Source organism: Colwellia echini (assembly GCF_002843355.2).
In the GTDB taxonomy this organism is placed as follows: Bacteria; Pseudomonadota; Gammaproteobacteria; order Enterobacterales; family Alteromonadaceae; genus Colwellia; species Colwellia echini.
Genome location: NZ_PJAI02000010.1, coordinates 41,626 through 61,638 on the forward strand (window position 1 = coordinate 41,626; position 20,013 = coordinate 61,638).

Sequence of the window (20,013 nt, forward strand, 5' to 3'; positions counted from 1 at the left end):
TGATCACTAAAAAATCGCTAGTCGGTCACCAGAATATTATTTCCACAATAATATACATTACAGCTACTTTTTAACTTTAACAATAACTTCAACAATATTTTGAACACTTACCTGAACAGCTTACCCTTAAATTTCCGGCTGTTACGAGATCTGTTTAAGCTGTGGAAATACCTGTAATAACTCTGCATCAGTAAATCCCCAGTGTTGTGTTAATACCTTAGCTATCCAACTAAAACTATTAGTTGTTGGCATTAAATCACGCTGCTCAAATAATTCAGTATCAGTTAATCCTGGCCATTTACCTGCTATTTTACCGCCGATTAATACCTCTTTAGATGACGACGTATTAGCGACATTTCCTTTTGATGTTTCTTTTTCTGGCGACAATGCACCGCCCGCTAAAAATAATGCGCTAGCAGTACCATGATCGGTTCCACCTGTTCCATTTTCTTTTGCTGTTCGGCCAAATTCAGTACCAACAATAACAATGGTGTTTTGCCACTCCCCCCCTAAACCTGTTTTTAACGCAGCTAAACCGTCATCTAATTCTGTTAGATTTTTCTCCAATCGCTTTGCTTGGTTGTTATGCGTATCCCAACCGCCAAGCTCTAACATAGCACAGTCCACGCCTTCTTCTTTAATCATTAGTTTTGCACACGATTGGCTCAGTTCAACAAATTTGCCTTGTTTCATTTTATCTTTTTGCATTACAGCCTCTTTACCTATAACGCCCATCACTTCTAAGCCACTGATTAAGTTTGTTTTAAGTGATTCATCATCTTGGTAAAGGTTAATGAGTGATTGATATATATCATCATCGGCTGATTTTAATTTTGTTGGGTACCAGGTAAAAACATGTTCGCTACTACGTAAGCTAATAGGAATTGAGCGCGAAACGGCTAAGGCACGTTTATTTTTAACATCTATTGCTCGAGCAAGCCACCCAGTATTGTAATCAATACTGCCTGCACCACTTTCTAAATAGTCTTGCCCATCAAAATGAGAGCGTCGAGAATAGCCTGATGATACTGCAACGACAGGTGTTAATTGTTTTTGTTGGTACCATTGGTGTAAATTGACTAAAGAGGGATGTAGTGCAAAACCATTATCTAACGGTAATAAAGGCTTGTTAAAGCTTGTTGATAAATGAGGCCGTAATACCTGATATTGGGTATCAAAAGTTGGTACGACAGTATGTAATGAATCTAGCGCTCCGCGCAATAAAACCCAAACTATTTTAGGGCTTTTAGGAGAGTTTACTGCGCTATTCTTTACCGATAACGATGTTGCCAATCCTGGAAACGTCAATAACGCCAAGCTAGCGCCAGCCGCTTTAATAAACTTACGTCGTGATAGCTCAGATGAGATTTGATTATCAGTTTTGTGTTTAATATTCTTCATCATTACCTCCTTTGAAACTCAGGGCTCATTAACAATAAAGTTAACGCTTGCTCACGACTTTCGGCTCTAATTATTGATTGGTAAGTATGAGACGTTGGCGCTAATGCCAATGCTGTTTGCATTGTTTTTTCTACATTAATATTTTTTTGAAATGCAGACAGTTTAACCGACCAATCTATCCTAGCCATTAATGCGCTAGCCCCTAACCAGTCACTTTCATTATCGCTGTAACCTGCAGGAGATCCCGCTTGAAAAGGCATTTGTCCTAACGCTTTCATGCTACCTAAAATCAAGTTATCTTTTACCTTGCTGGCATCAAATGCTCGGCCGGTTGATATAATAAACTCTCTTGGTGTTTTAAATTTTTGCGGTGTATCAAGCCAGGCATCGTCATTATTAAACATAGCAATCATCACTTGTTTAATATCTCCATCGGTTTGTTGCCAAGTCATTTCCATTGAGGTGAGTAATGCTTTACTTGGTTTTTCGCTGACAAAGTGGTGGGCAAGTTTATAACACACATATTTTGCCGTAGCAGGGTTTGCTGCAATATCACGCAACATCTTTTCTCCCTGAGCAACACCATCATCAGGGTAATGTTTACCTAATAGATATCTTACGCCAGGCTCATGCCATTTAGCGTTAAAAGTAAAACCTGTGTCTTTTGTTTTACTTGGATTTAATACCGTCCAACCACTGATGCCTTTAGCAAGTTCAATTACATCAACTTGGCTGTAGCCGCCATTTACGCCTAAGGTATGTAATTCTAAAATTTCACGGGCAAGGTTCTCATTTATACCTTTGGGTTTATTTTGAGTATTCGTTTTATTAAGCTGATTTTTCTTAGATATGCTTTTTTTGCCAAAACGAGAATTAGGGCCAATTGATTTTTCGTTGTTAAGATAGATAAGCATCGCCGGATGTTGCTCTACAGCCAGTAATAAATCTGCAAACTTCCCGAGCATATTTGGCGCAATCGCTTCTCTTTCAAGAGTTGCTGACAAACCACTCATTAATCGTCCATTAGCGGTAACACTAAAGTGATTAGAAAATAAATCGAGCAAGCGCCAGCTAACACTGTTCGATGAGGAAATTGCTTGTTTAATGGTGTTTGCCGACATTGCGCGCATATTTTTACGTGCCATGCTTTTGAGATTTTGCATGTTATTGTCAACAGCTAAGTTTTTCGAACTTATTGCATTTTCAGCCATTGAACGCTCTTGCATAGACATACTTGTTGATTCGCCTGATTGGTTCATCTGCTCTAAGTTTTTTAGACGATTACGTTCTATTTTATATTGCTCATGCTGTAAAAATATCTGTTCTGAACTAGGAAAATCGTCATTAAACGTTATTGGCTGTAATTGCCCAATAATCCATTGTTTAGGATTACTTTCTGCTTGAAGCAACTCACCTTCTCGCGCGCCATAACCAAAACGATTCACCGCAATTTGGGCTTTATTAATTGTTAATGCTGTTGTGGTATTTTTAAGCATTGAGACTTTACCTTAATCGAAATTGAATAACGTATTAACTTTTTGAGGATTCACGTTTTAACTTAAATTTTAACCTTGTAACTTCACACTATAGAGCTAGTTAAGAATATAAAGTTAGTTGATTTACACAACTTTACTTTGTGTAATTTTAAGTAATAGCTTCAAGCGCTAAATTCATGCAATAACGTCAAGTGATGAGTTCAAGTGATGAATAAAACAAGGTTCTTGAACGAAATTGAATATTCGTTATTTAATATTATAACCAAAGGAATGGATAATAATGGTTGAGTAAAATAAAATTAAAGCAGTAACGTACATCGCCATTACTGCTTTAATCCCACTTATTTCAGAAAGAGACATTTATGTCATCATTCAAACTTCATAGGGTTCTCGGGTAAAGCGTACTAATTGCTCTTCTTGTTTAGTTTTTACGGCTAATGCATCAATCATTTCTTGAGTAACCAACACTATGCCTTTTTCAGATAAACGAAAGCCATTAAAGCTATCTTCTTTATTGTTATAACCGATTGTCATATTGTCAGGAATGATACAACCTCGATCAATAATCGCGCGGTTAATTTGACAGTTTTTACCCACCTCAACATTGGGCAGTAATACCGAGTCGCGTACTACACTGTACGAATGCACGTGTACACTGGAAAATAACAATGAATGCTCAATTTTTGCTCCTGAAACAATACAACCATTTGCCACTGTACTATCATGAGCTGAGCCTCTGCGAACCTCTTCATTAAAAACAAATTTAGCTGGTGCTAGTTGTTCTTGATAAGTCATTATTGGCCAATGCTTATCGTACATATTGAGTTTTGGTAGTGGTGCCAGCAAGCCCATATTAGCTTCCCAATAAGAGTCTATCGTCCCCACATCTCGCCAATAAGCATTCTCTTTGTTATCAGAATCAACAAAGGGAAAAGCTAAAACATGACAATCTTTGATAATTGAAGGAATAATATCGTGACCAAAATCACGACCAGAATGACTACACTGCGAATCTTTTTTTAATTGTTCAAATAAGAATTCACGGTTAAATATATAATTCCCCATTGAAGCCAACACTTTGCCTGGCTCTGAGGGTATTTCAGTTGGGATGGCTGGTTTTTCTTGAAAACCTTTAACACGGTTTTGAGCGTCCACATGTAGCACGCCTAACGAGCCAGCGGCTTCCTCCACGGATGTTTTTATACAGCACACTGTCATATCTGCTCCCGTTTCTACGTGTTTAGCGAGCATATCACCGTAATCCATTTTATAAACATGATCACCTGATAAAATCATCACGTATTTAGGCAATTCTTTTCTAATAATATCTATATTTTGATAAACAGCATCGGCAGTACCACAATACCAGTCTTCTCCTTTGCGTTGTGACGCAGGTAAAATTTCTACCGACTCCCCTAATTCCTTTTTAAAATGTCCCCATGCACGATTTACATGTCGAATAAGTGAGTGTGATTTATACTGAGTAGCTATACCAACATGGCGTATACCTGAATTAATACAGTTGGAAAGCGGAAAATCTATCAAGCGGAAGATGCCACCAAAATAAACTGCGGGTTTAGCCCGCCACTCAGTAAGTTCATGTAAACGGCTACCCTTTCCGCCAGCAAGGATCAAGGCGTAGGTGTCTTTGGTGAGTTCACTTATGTAACGGCGTTGCGATATTGTCATGTTAAATTCCATCTAACTTTAGCGATATTGCGAGCATAATTGCCCTAAATTAATTGTCTCTTTTTGTTTTATATATTTAGCTTTTAGCTAAGTTGACAGTAACAGTGGAAACCACACTATTTTCTGAACCAAAAACATTTGGTAAATAGTGATCAGCGGCATAGTCGTTTTCCCATTCTTTGCCATCAAGTAAATATTTAAAATGGAAGATATTGTCGTTAGGTAATCTAACTTTTGCAGTAAACCGGTTGTTCTTTCGATCAAACTTCATTGACGAAGGTTGCCATTGATTAAAATCAGCCACTAGTTCTACTTTTTTAACATCATCACGGCTGAAGATAAAAGTCACTTCGGTTTCATCTTTGGTTTTAAATGTACGTTTAGAGATCATATTTATAACATCCTGTTAATTAAAAAATCACCTTAGCTTACAACAGTACTTACAATAATGTAAACAGGAAGGTAAACAAAAAGCCCTTTAAATAAAGGCTTTTATTAAATATTTCATACAGCACTGAAATTAATAAAGAAAAATACAGACGTAAAAATGAATATAAATAAATTTTTTTCCTGATTTATTTATAGCGATCTAGAGTTGAATTAGAGTAATAAAAAACAATGCTGGCAAGTAATTGATTGTCAATTAAAAGTAATGATGATGTGAAAAATAATTATAGGAGGAATTGTATTTTCCACCTCAAAACCATAGCTATGATCTGAGGTGGTGAATTAAGGCGAAAGATAAAGTATTAAACTTATCTGTATGGTTAGTTTTAAATTTAATATTAAAGAAGTCGACGTAGATAAAGAGTCTGATTTACTCGGATTTAGTAATACCGCTCCAAATATCATCATTAATAGTCGGTTTTTTCTTTTTACGCTTTTTCTTACCTGTGCCTTCTGGTTTTGCCATTGGCTTATTTGCAGCCAGCTCTGCTGCTAATATTGAGTCACTTGCAATTTCAGACACTTCAAAGCCGACAACTTGCTCACGCTCAAGACGTATTTTATGCTTCTTTTCAATGACACTAAAATGGTGATAATCTTCATGGTCGATAAGTGATATCGCCAGCCCAACTTCACCGGCACGACCGCTTCGTCCAATTCTATGCATATAGTCTGCAGGACTTCTTGGTAAGTTAAAATTGATAACCACGGGCAGTTTATCAATATCTAAACCACGAGCTGCAATATCCGTAGCAATTAAAATATCAATCTCCCCTGCTTTAAAGCCATCAAGTACGCGATTACGTTCACTTTGACCTTTATCACCATGAAATACTGCAGCCGTTATACCACGCTTTGCTAACTTTTCGGCTAAGTGTTCACAGTGATGTTTAGCGTTTACAAAAATAAGTGCTTGTCGCCATTTATGCTGTTGAATTAAATGTGCAACTACTGCTGTTTTATCACCTTTATTAACGGTAAATACCCGCTGTACTAAGGTACTTGCATCGGCGCTTTGCACTTGTATTTCTATAGGGTTGTTGAGTAGCTCTTGCGTTAAAGATTGCACTTGCTCAGGAAAGGTGGCAGAAAATAATAAGGTTTGCTTATGCTTAGGCGTTAAAGCTAATAACGCAGTTAATTCATCAGTAAAGCCGAGGCTTAACATACGATCGGCTTCATCAAGTACTAAGCTTTTTACTTTATCAAGTTTAATAGCATTACTTGATATTAAATCAAGTAATCTACCTGGTGTTGCCACTAGAATGTCAGTTCCACCACGTAATGCTAACATTTGCGTATTCACGGATACGCCACCAAATACAGCCGTAACTTTAATATCACCATTAAAATGTACTGCGTAAGACTTAATGTTATCAGCAACTTGTTTCGCTAATTCTCGAGTTGGCACCAAAATAAGACGACTAACAAAATTACCTTTATCACTTGTTTTGCTACTACTCGTTTTACTACTGCCCACTGAGGATTTTTCACTGCGTAGTTGTTGCAATAGCGGTAAAGCAAAGGTTGCTGTTTTACCTGAACCGGTATTTGCGCCACCAATTAAATCTCGTCCTGCTAATACACTTGGAATTGCTTGCGCTTGAATTGGTGTTGGTTGCTTATAATCAAGCTCGGCTAATCTAGCCAATAATGGTGTAATTAAACCAAGCTCTGCAAAAGAGTTCGCGAAAGTATTTGCACTGGGAATATTTTTTTCAGAAAGATTTGTATCAAGGGTCATTAAGGTATTGGCTCAAACTAAAGTAAAGTGGAGTAAATTTATGTAACGGGCAATGTAACAAAGTAATTATTAGCTATTTTAGCGTATTTAGAGCTGAGTAAGGGAATTATATTTTTTAGCTCAACTAACCTCTCGGCATTACTATTTCGCTAATACTGCGACAATACTGCAATGATACAATGAATTGTTCGTCATAAGCTGTTAAGCTTGAATGTCCTTTTAAAAAGTAATAGTTAAACGTTTAAGCATTAATTTGCTCATTTATCAGTCTATTGGAATTCTTAGTAATAAAAGCTTATGGCCAACAACACTTTTACCCCTCAATTACTCGAAAAGCACTTTACCACCAATGAATGGAAAAAAGGCGTAAGAATTTTTAATGCAAAAGGCATTAAAACCTGTGCACTTGACGGTGATACAATTCGAGGAGTGGTGTTTAGTGAACGCTCTCGCCAAACCAGTTATTTAACGCGTTTAGTTTCTGACTCTAAAAACAATAATATTTCAAGTTATTGCGATTGCTATATCGGCCGAGACTGTAAACATGGCGCTGCATTGGCTAAATATTATATTGAACAGCACTTTGACTACAAAAGCATTGCTACCTCTGAAAAAATCATTGATAAATGGTTGAGTAATTTTCAAGCCCAACCTAGTCGTTACCCAACGAATAGCCAACAAAAATCGTTACTTTATTTTTTAAAACCCAATAGTTACAACGAAGATGACTTTTATACCTTATTAATCAAATCAACTCGCCCTAAAAAAAGTGGTGGTTGGAGCAGTACCCTTGGTGGTGAATATTCTACTAATGCGTTAATCAATAGCGCTTATGCTAACAATGATGACGTGGCGGTTATCACTGAGCTTATTCGTACTAATCAATTTGGTGATACGGTTAAATATTTTGATTTATTCGAGCGTATTATTAATACCAACCGTTGTTTTTGGCACAGTGACTACAACCTCGACGAGCCTTTACAATTAGGCGAGCCATTAGCAGCACAGTGGCAGTGGATAGCGCTTGATAATCAACTACATACTTTAAAACTCGTTTTTGACAAACCATCAAGCAGTATTCAAATTATTAAAGCTCAACCGCTTTGTTACTATGATTCTGACAATAATACTTTTGGTAAAATTAATACCAATACCCAATGTGAATTTGAGGCCGACTTACTTAACTCGCCTATTTTTGAAGAAGACAAATTGCCTTGGGTGTTAAATAAATTGTCAATGTCGTTAGGTGAAGCGGTACAACGTTTGCCAAAACCGAAAACTAAATTTTCACAAGAATTGTCAAAACCTGATGTGTATTTGCATTTTTCTACACCATCAAAAAGTAGCCCTAAAACAGGCTATGTGCATGTTAATTTTTCTTATCAAGGTACCTTAGTAAACCCACATAATGAGAATGCGACAATCACAATATCTACTCCAGCTAATACTTCAGGTAAAAATAGTGTTATTGAACATGAAGCAGACATAGCGACAAACAACGATGACCATGAAGTTGAAGAGTTGCAGGAAATAAAACTCTATCGTGATTTAGCTTTTGAGCAATCTGTTATTGATAAACTATCGGCGTTAAACTTTATTGCGCAGCCTAAAGCCAAGCAATTTACTTTTACCAACCAAGATTATCTAAATAAAAATAGAGTGCCTAAGTTTTCAATGTTAATGGAAGCTCCGTACTACTGGCATCCTTTTTTACATAAAGAATTACCTTTATTACAAGCGCTTAATTGGCACATTACATTCGCTGATAACTTTTACTATAAAGCACTTTCAACAGATAGCGTGTTTGATGCACAAGTGATTGAAACCGATGATCATGATTTTTTCTCGCTGGGTTTAAATTTAACCATTGATGGCAAAAAAATGCCTGCATTTCCTATTTTGTTGAGTGCGATTGAACAACTACCGCGCTCAGTATTAATTGATCGAGAAAAAGAAAAGTTAATTTCACCAGATGCACCTATTTATGTTGATTTAGACAATGGTGAATTTGTCGCTTTACGTTACCAAAGCGTACAACCTATATTAAAACAGTTTATTGAATTGTTTATGCCAAATCCGTTAAACGATGACGGCACTATGGAGTTATCTCGTTTTCAAGGTCATCAAACCTTGTCAATGCTAGACGATCAAGGTTTGATTGCCACAGGCACAGCTAAGTTACGCGCTTTAGCAGACAAATTAAAAGACTTTCAACAGGTAACCACTGTTGCAGTTCCTGATGGTTTAAACGCGACTTTGCGCTCGTATCAACAACAAGGTTTAAACTGGTTACAGTTTTTACGAGAATATCAATTAAATGGTATTTTGGCTGATGACATGGGCTTAGGTAAAACTATTCAAGCTTTGGCGCATTTACTCATTGAAAAGCAGGCAGGTCGTTTAACTAAACCGGTACTGATTGTAGCGCCTACCAGTGTTATTTTTAACTGGGCAAATGAAATTGAAAAATTCACCCCTGAGCTTTCTTATCAAGTATTACACGGTACTAAACGCCATCAAAACTTTGGTTGTCTTGAGTCAATTGACAACAGCGAGCAGAGCGATAATGCGGAGTCTACTCCAGCTGTAGATATCATTATCACCAGTTATGCGTTAATAACTAAAGATTTAGAGCTATATCAGGAGCAAAAGTTTTACTACCTTATTCTTGATGAAGCGCACTATATTAAAAATACTAAAACGAAGCTATACCAAGCCTTTATGTTACTTAAAGCTCAACATAAATTATGCCTAACGGGTACTCCTATGGAAAACCATTTAGGCGAGTTTTGGGCACAATTTAACTTTCTACTCCCCGGATTTTTAGGTGGACAACGACAGTTCACTAAACTGTTTAGAAACCCAATTGAAAAGCACGGCGAGTTAGAGCGCAAACAGTTATTGAACCAGCGTATTAAGCCGTTTATTTTACGTAGAACCAAAGACAAAATAGCCACCGAATTACCGCCAAAAACAGAGATTATTCAAACCCTACGTATTGAAGGTCAACAAGCTGAGCTTTACGAATCAGTGCGTTTAGCAATGGATGGACGTTTAAAAGATATCATTGCTGATAAAGGCTTAAAACGTAGTCAAATAGAAGTATTAGACGCCTTACTCAAGCTAAGACAAGTGTGTAATCACCCTAAGTTATTATCACTTGAAGGCGCTAAAAAAGTTAATCAGTCAGCTAAGCTTGATTACCTGATGGAAACTCTGCCTGAGCAAATTGAAGAAGGCCGCAAAATTCTTATCTTCTCACAATTTACCAGTATGCTTGCCTTAATAGAAGACGAGTTAGTAAATGCAGGTATTAATTTTGTTAAATTAACAGGCGCGACAACTAAACGACAAGAAGTGGTTGATCAATTTCAAAATGGTGATGTGCCGGTATTTTTAATCAGCCTACGTGCAGGTGGTGTTGGTTTGAACTTAACGGCCGCGGATACCGTTATTCACTTTGACCCTTGGTGGAACCCTGCAGTTGAAAACCAAGCCACTGACCGAGCTTATCGTATAGGTCAAGACAAGCCTGTATTTGTATATAAATATATTATTGAAAATTCAATCGAAGAGAAAATTCAAAAAATACAACAAAATAAAGCAGAGCTAGCTAAAGCGTTGTTGTCTGAAGAAGTGAGTGATAATAAGCTGAGTTTAACCGATGATATTTTAGAGTCGTTGTTGGCACCACTTGGCTAATATTTATGAGTGAGTCTTCTCTGAGTGAATATCTTTTAGGTAGTAATTATTTAAGCGAATACCTTTAAGATAAGACCTTTAAGATAAGACCTTTAAGATAAGACCTTTAATATATTAGATTAAACAGCTTACTAATAGTTAATTTAAGCATTAGTAAGCGCGGCGATTGAGAATACGCCTCTTAATCACAGCCCTTCTATTACCCCATTAATGAAATAGGATACTTGTGTTTTCTGAACTTCTTTCTACCGTTAACTTTGCCTTTTCAGTCACCGGACCAATTTTTACTATGGTTGTATTAGGTGGCATTCTTAAGTATTACCGATTAATTGGTGATGTGTTTATCTCACAAGCGTCCATTATTGTTTTTAAAGTGTCGCTGCCTGTTTTACTCGGTATGAGCATGATTAAAACCGACATTGCGACGGTATTTGATCCTGTTATTATCGCCAGCGCAGGATTAGCAACCTTACTCGTGTTTGTGTTGTTAACTTTAAGTGCTTCGCTTTTTGTTAAAAATCCGCGTGATAAAGGTGTTTATGTGCAAGGGGCTTTTCGTGGCAATTTGGCCATTGTTGGGTTAGCTTTTTGTGCAAACTTATATGGTGCAGAAGGTATTGCTAAAGCCTCTATTTTAATGTCTATTTTAGTATTGATGTATAACGTGTTGTGTATTTACACCCTAACTACAACATTAACCGATAAAAAACTCAACATTAGCTCTATTCTAGTTAGCATAGTTAAAAACCCGCTCATTATCGGTATTGTGCTGGGTATAAGTATTAATTTGCTGCACATCCCTATTCATCCGGTATTAATGAAAACGGGTGATTATTTAGCTCAGTTAACCTTACCTGTTGCTCTACTTTGTATTGGTGCAAGTTTATCGTTTAACGATATGAAAAGTACTAAAATGGTGGCCTCTGCCTCGGTAATTGCCAAGCTTATTGTTACTCCTATTATTATCACCTCAATTGGTTATGCTTGTGGCTATTCAAAAATGGAACTGGGTATTTTATTTTTAATGGCTAGTACACCCACCGCTGCAGCGAGTTTTGTCATGGTGAAAGCGATGAAGGGAAATGAGACCTTAGCGGCCAATATTATTGTAATGAGTACTGTGGGTTCACTATTTACGGTGAGTGTTGGTTTGGCTTTTCTTAAATCGTTTGATTTGATCTAAGTATTTTATCTAAGCTAATTTAAGCCCAGTTAAACTAAACGAAAAAAGGTAACCCAGAATATAAACTGAGTTACCTTTTTAATTTATTTATCGCGAATAAACTTTATAATTATTTAAGGTTATACAAGTTAACGTTACACAAGCTCTTTGAAAGTAACTGTGTAGCTACCAATACCTGCGTAGCTGATTTCGGTTTTCTTATCAAAATCTACTTCAACAATACCTTTATAAGAACCAGTAGTGAACGCTTCACCTTTTTTAAAGGTTGTACCACGTTTACTCATCATGTTAATTGCCCAATAAACTGGCAATTGTGGTAATGGATTAGGATGAACACCATCAAGGTTTTTCTCGGTTACTTCACCATTTGCGTCTGTTTGTTTAAACGAAAGTTGAATTTTACTTGCTGCGAAGGCTAAATCTCTATCAATTTCAGGGCCAATATATAAACCTTGGTTAAGTAAACAATCAGCTAAACGCTCTGCAAATTCTGCTGTACAGTCTTCAGCGAAACGACTTTGCATTAATTCTAACGCCATGTGACAGCTACCAATAGCGTCATTAATTTCAGCTTCAGAATAGTCTTCATCACGTGCTGGTAAATCTTTATTTAGTACAAATACAATTTCTGGCTCAACTCGCGCTACACCATTGTCTTTCATTAATGAACACTGCTCGCCATATTGAAAAGTATCACTAAAAATTGGCGCCATGATAATTTTGTCTTCAGCTAATGGTAATAAACATTTCCAACCCGCAACACCATCACTGCGAAGTTTAATCATTTCTTGGTGAACCATTAACGCATCTTCAATGCTAATAGGTCTAATTGCTTCAGGTAAGCTGTCTGCTTTAGTACCAGGTACACGACGTGCTAAAAACTGTTGTGCTGCTTCATTAAATTTTTGAGTTGTCATAAGTATTAACTTTTATAAGTGGGTGAATTTGTTTTACGTATTAATTGAATGCATTACTTAAACGCATTATTTAAACACATTAATTGAGCATATTAATTAAACATATTTGTTGAGCGAATAAGATAGATTAACTGAAAAATAAAATAACTTATTACTGGCTAAATATTTTGGTGGCTAAATATTACCGCGATATTTAAGGCTTTGCTAGTAGTGCTATGCTGTTAACATGATAATAGCGTAAAAATAACTCCCGAAAAACGAGGAAAGTAAACGTTATAGGTGGTTACAAATATTATAACTATTTTACTTATTTCTCAGAATAAGTTGGTTATTTTCTTGATCAAGATGAAAATCAAAAGCACTGAGAAAGTTCATGCCAAGTAAGCCATCATTATGCTCACTGATGTAAGGGCTAACAACAAAGTCGAAGTCATTAACAACATAGCCTTGAATAGAAAACTCCGCAACTTGATACATGCTTGCAATCACTTGTCCGCCAGCGGTATTAAGTTGTATGTCTTTTAGAAAAATAACATCCGTATAGCGTTTTAAACCATCAAAAGCGGCTTCAGACAATAATGAAATACTCGCACCTGTATCTAGCATTAAAGAAACTTGAAAACCACCATCAATAAAAGCAGGCACTATAAAGTGTTCTCCTTGACGGCTTAACGGAATACTTTCTGGTTTCCTTAAAGCTTCTTCAATTTTTTCTAAAAGCGCTTCTGCTTTTACTTTATAATTGGGGTTATGTAAAAAGGGTTGAATCGTGTTGCGCGCATATTCAAACTCACCTAATTGATATTGGGTGCGAACAAACAACCACTGCAAATTAAGATCATCAGGATCAAATATCATTACCTGCTCGACTAATTCTCTTAATTCAATCCATAGATTATTACCTATAAGCACATCAGCTTGTTGTTTGACTAAATCTCTAGAAAAACTAATAACATCATATTTTTGAACTTCACTAAAAACATGATATTGCAATTCATAAGCATACCTTATTGCCGGTATCGCTAGTTGCTGTTGCCAATATAAGTCGATTTGTTGATAAAGAAATTCAATATCATCTTGTTGAAACCCCAAATAAGCATTGATGGAGCTTTCAGCATGGCCAAACAAATCTTGTTGAATGAGAGTTTTCGTTGCTGCCAACCAGAATTGTTTAACGTCTGCTAATTCAGCCGTAGCTTGAGATTCATTAGCTAAAGTATTCATTAAAAAGCTAGCAACAAAATAGTCATTATCAGTAATTGCCTTTTTAATTTTTGATGCAACTTGCTGTGCAATGTTATCGGGAGTGTCATCACTGTTAATCGAAGTGTTTTTTTTGTTTACCGTAGCCACTGTCGGTTTAAGGTGATCATTATTAGCATTATTAACAATAATGTGTTTGTTAGTCAGTTGTTGTGGTGAGTTAACGGTGGATTCTTGGTGGAACTTTTCTTCTATTGCGTTCACATTTAATTGCATAAACAAATAAACATTAAGTGCAACCGAACAAAAGAAACTCACTGATAAAACAAACCGCCACATAATATGTCCAAAACTTACTGATTTAAAAAGTGAATTAAAAATAGTGATTTTAATGTAGTAATTAAAATCACTATTTTTATGATACCCAAAATAGCTACCGATAACACTGATTACTTAACCTGAGTACGGGATAATGAAAGTGAGTAAAATATTAATATCAATCACCTAGAAGTTTACCTATACAATAGTTTTAACTATTCGTAGTACAAGGCTGGAAAGCGAAGCCAATAACAGGTTATTGGGAGCTTTCAAAACACAGTAATACGGATAATTAAGGCTGTTGTAGCATTTTGCTTATTCCGAACTCAGGTTGCTTATATTACTTCAATGTTCTGTATCAGTTAAACCTATGTGCATAAAGCGCGTTGCATCTTTAACTCAAGAATATTATTAAATAAACTTGCATCGTCAATTTTCGCAAGCATATCGCTATCTGGCAAACAATCGTCATCAACGTAGTCAACAAAATCACCAGCAGGATCAAACACCAATATATCTAACGCTAAACGCTCTAATCCATATAAGCCTCGATGGATCATATCTGCCGAAAAAACTAATAAATCCCCCGCCGCCAATTGAATTTTTTTCCCTGTAGAAAGCTCGTCACTACTTAACTTTCCCTGCTCTTCTTGGCGAACCGCGAATTCTTCAGCATTGTCCCAGCGTTTATGACTCCCAGGTACTAACTCCATTCCTAGTTCGTCGAATAAAGGTACCCTAAAATGTACCACTTGTGTTTCTTGAATCGCAATTTTTTGATCTTCAACATCATGATCATATTGGCAGTCTCTATGCCAAAAGTTTTTAAGATCAGGATTAACCGGGTTGAAAAATAGCTGGGTATTCATAAAAGCAGGTTTATCAGGAATGACCGATTTGATGATCGCCATCATTTTATTTGAACTAATAAAGTTGAACAATTTTATTCTATCTGTAGAGGTTAAATACTCGCTTCCGGTAATAAGCGAAGAGTTAAACGCTTCTTCTTTATAGAATTTTTCGTTGTCTTTTTTCCATAATTGATGAAACTTTAACACTACCTTTCTTAGTGATTCTATCTCACCGTTATCAAAATAATTTCTGATAACAAAGTAGCCTTGCTCGGCATAATCGATATTTAATTTACGTTCATTGATTTTCATTGAGTACTACAAGGGTTAACTATTTTAGAGGGATTTTCGATAAGAAGTCGATACAAGACGATACAAGCTTATAAATTTTTAAGCAGGGTAATAACAAATTTAGCGCCACTATCACAAGGTACACATTTTATATCACCGCCCAATTTTCTGGCGATATTATAACAAATATGCATACCTAAGCCACTGCCACCATTATTACGCTTAGTGGTATAAAATGGTGTAAAAATTTGAGTGTATTTACCTTTCTCAATGCCAATACCATTATCTTGATAGGTGATAATCACGGTTTTATCGTCACTACTAACATTAAGCTGTATAGCGCCATCTTTATCCAATTTAAAGCCATGCAAAATTGAGTTAATCACTAAGTTCGTCATTATTTGCGCAATACCACCTGGGTATGAGTTCATTGTTAACTCTTCATCACAGATTATATCTATCTCACAATTATATTTTTTATATTCTGGGTATAAACTTGATAATACTTCATTTAAGTATTCCCCCAGTAAAAATTCGCGTTGCTCTTCTGATGATTGGTCAACAGCCACTAATTTAAACTGTCGGATAAGATCATTGGCGCGGATCAAATTATTGTTAATTAAACCAGTGGCTTGGTTTAATTTTTCTAAAAAAGTGTTCATGTCTGTTCGGCTAACTTTGTTAGCTTGCACTTTAGCCATAAAAATATCTAATAAATGCTGAGCCGTACTTACCGCTGTAACACTAGTGCCTAACGGGGTATTTATTTCATGAGCAACGCCTGCCACTAAATTACCCAAGGCAGCCATTTTTTCTGACTCAACCAATTGAAATTGTGTTTCTAGGAGTTGTCCGTTAGTTTGCGCAAGTTGATTATTTTTATCGCTGAGTGCTTCATAGGATTTCTTTTTGTTTTTGCTGCTTTTATACAATACAAACACTATACCTAACGCCAGCAGGATAAAAATAAGACTAAAAACCATCACCATATTCTGACGCTGTATAGTAGATGTTTTATTTAACAACTCTTTTTCTTGATTCAGTAATGACGCTTCCTGACTAGACAATGATACTTTTTGTTGCGCTATTTGTGCTGACTGCCCAACTAGCGTTAATTTATTCGCTGCAATGGCTTGCGATAGTTGTTCAATATCTCGCTCTTTTTCAATGAGTTTATTTTGTTTTTCAACTAAGGCTAAATTATTTTGCTTTAGCTCTTCGTTATTTTTTTTAAGTTCAGCTTGATTTTTCACAAGTTGCTGCTGATTTCTAACCAACTGTGCCTGACTATTTTTAACCGTGAGGAGCAATTGCTCCATGTCATTTTTTAACATCAAGTATTGTTGTTGTCTTGAATCAATATCTTGAGTTTGCTCTACTATTTGCTGTTGCAGTGACGCCATCTTGTGTTCTTTTTCACTAATTTCAGAGGCTAATGCAGTTAGTGTTCGTTCACGCTTATCAAGTTGTAATCGGCTTTTATCAAGCTTGCTATTCATTTCATTTAATACTTGAGCAATATCTATTTCGGTGCCACCAATAACCAATATATCTGACGATAATGCTAATTTTTCATAGATGATGTTATAACGATTAAGCTCAAATGAAATTGAATTAGGATCTGGATAAACAAAGTTAATCATAATATGTTGCTTATCGGTTACGTCATCAGAAATAACCAAGATGTTTTCGCCCTTCACTAAGCTTTGTAATTTAGCAAGATCGCCATTGTTATTTTTTCCTACCACAATAACCTGTACATCTTTTTGCGGTGAAATACTCCCTTGTCTGACAATGCTAATTTGGTTATCGCGTACCCTCTTACCGTTTAAGCCGAGCAGGTTGTCATAAAAAACACTGTCGCCTCCCCAATAGCTAATGGTTATATTGTTGGTATTTTCTTCATCGGGCCAAGTAATATAATTAAGAAATTTGTATACCCAAACGACTTTAAGTAATTCTACTGAGTTTGCCGTTTGCGCATAACTAGGCACAATAAGCATAATGCTCAAGAAGGTGACTTTAATGAACATTGCCAGTTTGCAAGTTATGGCGGGCGAAGCACTATGACTAAGAATCATAAAGTGTAATATCCTAGTATTTTTGATATTTGCAATGTTGAGTGCTTCAATACAAGTGTGCCTTAGATAATAAATTCAACCTGGTTATCAAATAAACATATAGCGGGGCGTTATTTGATTAAAGTAATTAATAAATGAACCGATAACCTAATATATGTTTGTAGATATAAGTTGTGAGTACAAGGCTTATAAATTAATTTATCTCATCTATACCACATATAAAACCACATAAAAAGTGCCTATTGTTGTAAATAAAGTATGTTTACAATTCCGTAACAAGAAACACATTACGACTATAATTAATACGTTAAAATATACAGTCAATATTCGTTTAAATTTATTTTAGTCTATTATTATGCACAAGATGATATTTGTATCACGACTTATATCAATACCCGTTCCATATCTACCTGCTTAGTAACTATTTTTGGTGTTAGCTTCGTATGAAAAAAACCACCTGCTTGATCATATTGATTAGCTCCCCTTTTTTGGGGCTATCTTTGGCGTGGTCTGCACCAAGTGAATCCATAGATGATTTATTAAATATCCCTTTAGAAGAGCTGAGAAATATTCGCGTAAAATCATCAACCTCTGCTTTAAAAATCACCCAAAAAGAAGAGCCCTCTGCCGTTACAATTATTACCCGTGAGATGTTAAGCAATAGTGGCGCACGACAACTAGAAGAAGCCTTAGAAATATTTGTCCCAAACTTTCAAATTTCCTCTCACAATGTAGGTCAAGACAAAGGCGGCATTCGCGGTATGACCACAGATAGAGATAACAAAATGTTAACTCTAGTCAATGGTAAAGTGATGAACCACGTGATGAGCATTGGCGGCTTTACTGAAAAAATATTTCCCATGCTTGATGATATTAAACAAGTCGAAGTAGTAAGGGGCTCTGGTGCCGCGGTATGGGGGCCAGGTGCAATTGCTGGGGTAATAAACATAATCACCTTTGATGGCGCTGATGCGCCCGGTACAAAAGCAACAGTGAAAGTAGGTACACTTGAAGAGTTTCAATCATTTGAAATAAGAAGTGGTCATACTTTTGGTCAAAATGAATCGCTATTATTATATATTGGCCTTGCCGATTACGATGGCGCTAATACTAACCACTCACCATTAATTTCCGGACAAAATGTTAATTTCGAAAACATTCAAGTTGAAGCTGGAGGCGAGGTAAATCCTGCATATAACAAAATCCCTAATTATAATGCCGCATTTGATGATCAATTATTAATTAAAGCCAATATTCGTTACCGTAATAATAACTTTGATTCATGGATACGATTTACCCAAGGCGGTGTACAATCAGCTCCCCGACGTGGTAAAGAAGAGGATTCTAATAACTGGAACAATGATACCGCGGGCAGTCATAGAGAAAACGGTTACGCGCAGTTAACTTGGTTTAATGAATATAAACCTGAGGTTGCTTTTTTAGAGAATACCACCTTCTCATTAAGTTATGACAGATCTGAGTTTGTGAAAACACAACAAGATGTAGACGGCAGTAGTATTACAAATACCAATAATGCTTTTGGTGAAGAAGAATTATTTTTTAAATCAATTACCACTTTTGAAACTGATCATAGCTACGTACTTGGCTTTGATTACAGTTATAACCGCTTAGGGTTAACCTCTAAATTTTTTGACGGACAAAGAACCAGTGATGAAATAGATGCCAGCGATGGCGACTCAGGTAATGGCTGGACCACCATAAATTATGCGTTATTTGGTGAAAGTTTATTTAGGTTCAATCCCCTCAGTTCATTACTTCTCGGCGCTCGTTTTGACTTTCATAGTGATACCGACTTATTGTTTTCACCACGCATTGCTTTCATTCAAAATGTAACACCAATCGACACCTTAAAATTAATGTTCAATATTTCACACAGACGGGCAAGTGAAAGTAACTTAAGACAAAGTGTAAATCGAAATAAAGAAGCAGAAAACGAGCAAATAGAAACCACTGAAATAATGTATTCAAGGGTTATTAATTCAGAGATTTTATTTGAGGCAAATATTTTTTACAACGAAGTAGAGTTATTGTCTTGGAATAATGCCGCGCCACCTCAATCTGGTAATGCTCCAGGGGCAATTCAAAATATTGGTACATACACCAATATTGGTGGCGAATTAAATATCAATTATAAAAAAGACAATGACTATTGGTCTATTTCACAGGCTTATACCAAGTTGCTTGATTTCAATATGACCGCTGAAGGAGTAGGACAAGATTTTTCAGCTTATCCGTATGGTGAAGGAAAGTATGTTACAGCATGGTCTGATTGGCAAACAAAGTTCACTTATAGAAAAGTACTCAATGACAGTATCAGCTTTGATACTTCATTAAGAGTATTTTGGAGTTTTCAAGGAGCACAAGATTGGGCGAATTATAACAATGAACAAGCAATGCTTGCACAAGATCTAGAAAGCCAACTAAATTACGCTAAGTTAAGTGCTGCAGATGATTATGACGGCATGAGTGGTACTAGTGCTTACTGGAATATTGGTTACAATCAATTATTTACAAAGGATTTGTTGTTTCGAATAGATTTGCAAAACGTTTTAGGTTGGTTCAATCAAGACTTGAATAAAAGAAATACGTTAAAACGAACAGCTGATTACCGTATTTTAGCCCCTGCCCTAACATTTACCATTGCTTATGATTTTTAAAACTAGAGGATT

Annotated in this window: 12 protein-coding genes; 3 read left to right on the forward strand and 9 right to left on the reverse strand. The window is 36.1% G+C overall.

The annotated features are described in order from the left end of the window. Positions 1-141: 141 nt before the first annotated feature. The 5 genes from CWS31_RS10175 to CWS31_RS10195 all read right to left on the reverse strand — a co-directional run bounded on the left by CWS31_RS10175 (position 142) and on the right by CWS31_RS10195 (position 6,777). On the reverse strand, positions 142-1,404 hold the full coding sequence (locus CWS31_RS10175) for a DUF1501 domain-containing protein (protein WP_246143476.1): 1,263 nt from the start codon (positions 1,402-1,404) through the stop codon (positions 142-144). Next, positions 1,404-2,897, reverse strand: coding sequence for a DUF1800 domain-containing protein (locus tag CWS31_RS10180; RefSeq protein ID WP_211355822.1), 1,494 nt, complete (start codon positions 2,895-2,897; stop codon positions 1,404-1,406). Before CWS31_RS10180 ends, CWS31_RS10175 begins: the two co-directional genes overlap by 1 nt. Positions 2,898-3,269: 372 nt before the next feature. Then, on the reverse strand, positions 3,270-4,586 hold the full coding sequence (gene glgC, locus CWS31_RS10185; RefSeq protein ID WP_101344974.1) for a glucose-1-phosphate adenylyltransferase: 1,317 nt from the start codon (positions 4,584-4,586) through the stop codon (positions 3,270-3,272). Positions 4,587-4,662: 76 nt separating this feature from the next. Further along, the gene (locus tag CWS31_RS10190; protein ID WP_101344975.1) at positions 4,663-4,977 is read right to left on the reverse strand and encodes an isoamylase early set domain-containing protein; all 315 of its coding nucleotides are present in this window, start codon (positions 4,975-4,977) and stop codon (positions 4,663-4,665) included. Positions 4,978-5,403: 426 nt separating this feature from the next. Then, on the reverse strand, positions 5,404-6,777 hold the full coding sequence (locus CWS31_RS10195) for a DEAD/DEAH box helicase (protein WP_101344976.1): 1,374 nt from the start codon (positions 6,775-6,777) through the stop codon (positions 5,404-5,406). Positions 6,778-7,074: 297 nt separating this feature from the next. Here CWS31_RS10195 and CWS31_RS10200 point away from each other — a divergent pair, with 297 nt between their 5' ends. Together CWS31_RS10200 and CWS31_RS10205 are read left to right on the forward strand one after the other, a co-directional pair. Then, positions 7,075-10,479 carry a DEAD/DEAH box helicase gene (locus tag CWS31_RS10200; RefSeq protein ID WP_101344977.1) on the forward strand — a complete coding sequence of 1,135 codons (3,405 nt, stop codon included), beginning with the start codon at positions 7,075-7,077 and terminating at the stop codon, positions 10,477-10,479. A gap of 226 nt (positions 10,480-10,705) precedes the next feature. After that, positions 10,706-11,662 (forward strand): AEC family transporter, encoded by a 957-nt coding sequence (locus CWS31_RS10205; protein WP_101344978.1) that lies wholly within the window; start codon positions 10,706-10,708, stop codon positions 11,660-11,662. Positions 11,663-11,796: 134 nt separating this feature from the next. Here the strand turns inward: CWS31_RS10205 and CWS31_RS10210 are convergent, their stop codons facing one another. The 4 genes from CWS31_RS10210 to CWS31_RS10225 form a co-directional block, all read right to left on the reverse strand. Further along, on the reverse strand, positions 11,797-12,579 hold the full coding sequence (locus CWS31_RS10210; RefSeq protein ID WP_101344979.1) for a hydratase: 783 nt from the start codon (positions 12,577-12,579) through the stop codon (positions 11,797-11,799). A 303-nt stretch (positions 12,580-12,882) separates the two neighbouring features. Next, positions 12,883-14,121 (reverse strand): retropepsin-like aspartic protease family protein, encoded by a 1,239-nt coding sequence (locus tag CWS31_RS10215; protein WP_101344980.1) that lies wholly within the window; start codon positions 14,119-14,121, stop codon positions 12,883-12,885. Between the two features lie 347 nt (positions 14,122-14,468). Then, positions 14,469-15,263, reverse strand: a complete 795-nt coding sequence (locus tag CWS31_RS10220; protein WP_101344981.1) for a phytanoyl-CoA dioxygenase family protein — start codon at positions 15,261-15,263, stop codon at positions 14,469-14,471. A 68-nt stretch (positions 15,264-15,331) separates the two neighbouring features. After that, positions 15,332-17,323: a YfiR/HmsC family protein gene (locus CWS31_RS10225; RefSeq protein ID WP_101344982.1), complete on the reverse strand. Its 1,992-nt coding sequence runs from the start codon at positions 17,321-17,323 to the stop codon at positions 15,332-15,334. 443 nt (positions 17,324-17,766) lie between these two features. On the opposite strand from CWS31_RS10225, the gene CWS31_RS10230 reads away from it, so the two are divergent. Continuing rightward, a complete protein-coding gene (locus CWS31_RS10230; RefSeq protein ID WP_101344983.1) occupies positions 17,767-20,001 on the forward strand; it encodes a TonB-dependent receptor plug domain-containing protein in 2,235 nt (744 codons plus the stop codon). Positions 20,002-20,013 lie beyond the last annotated feature (12 nt).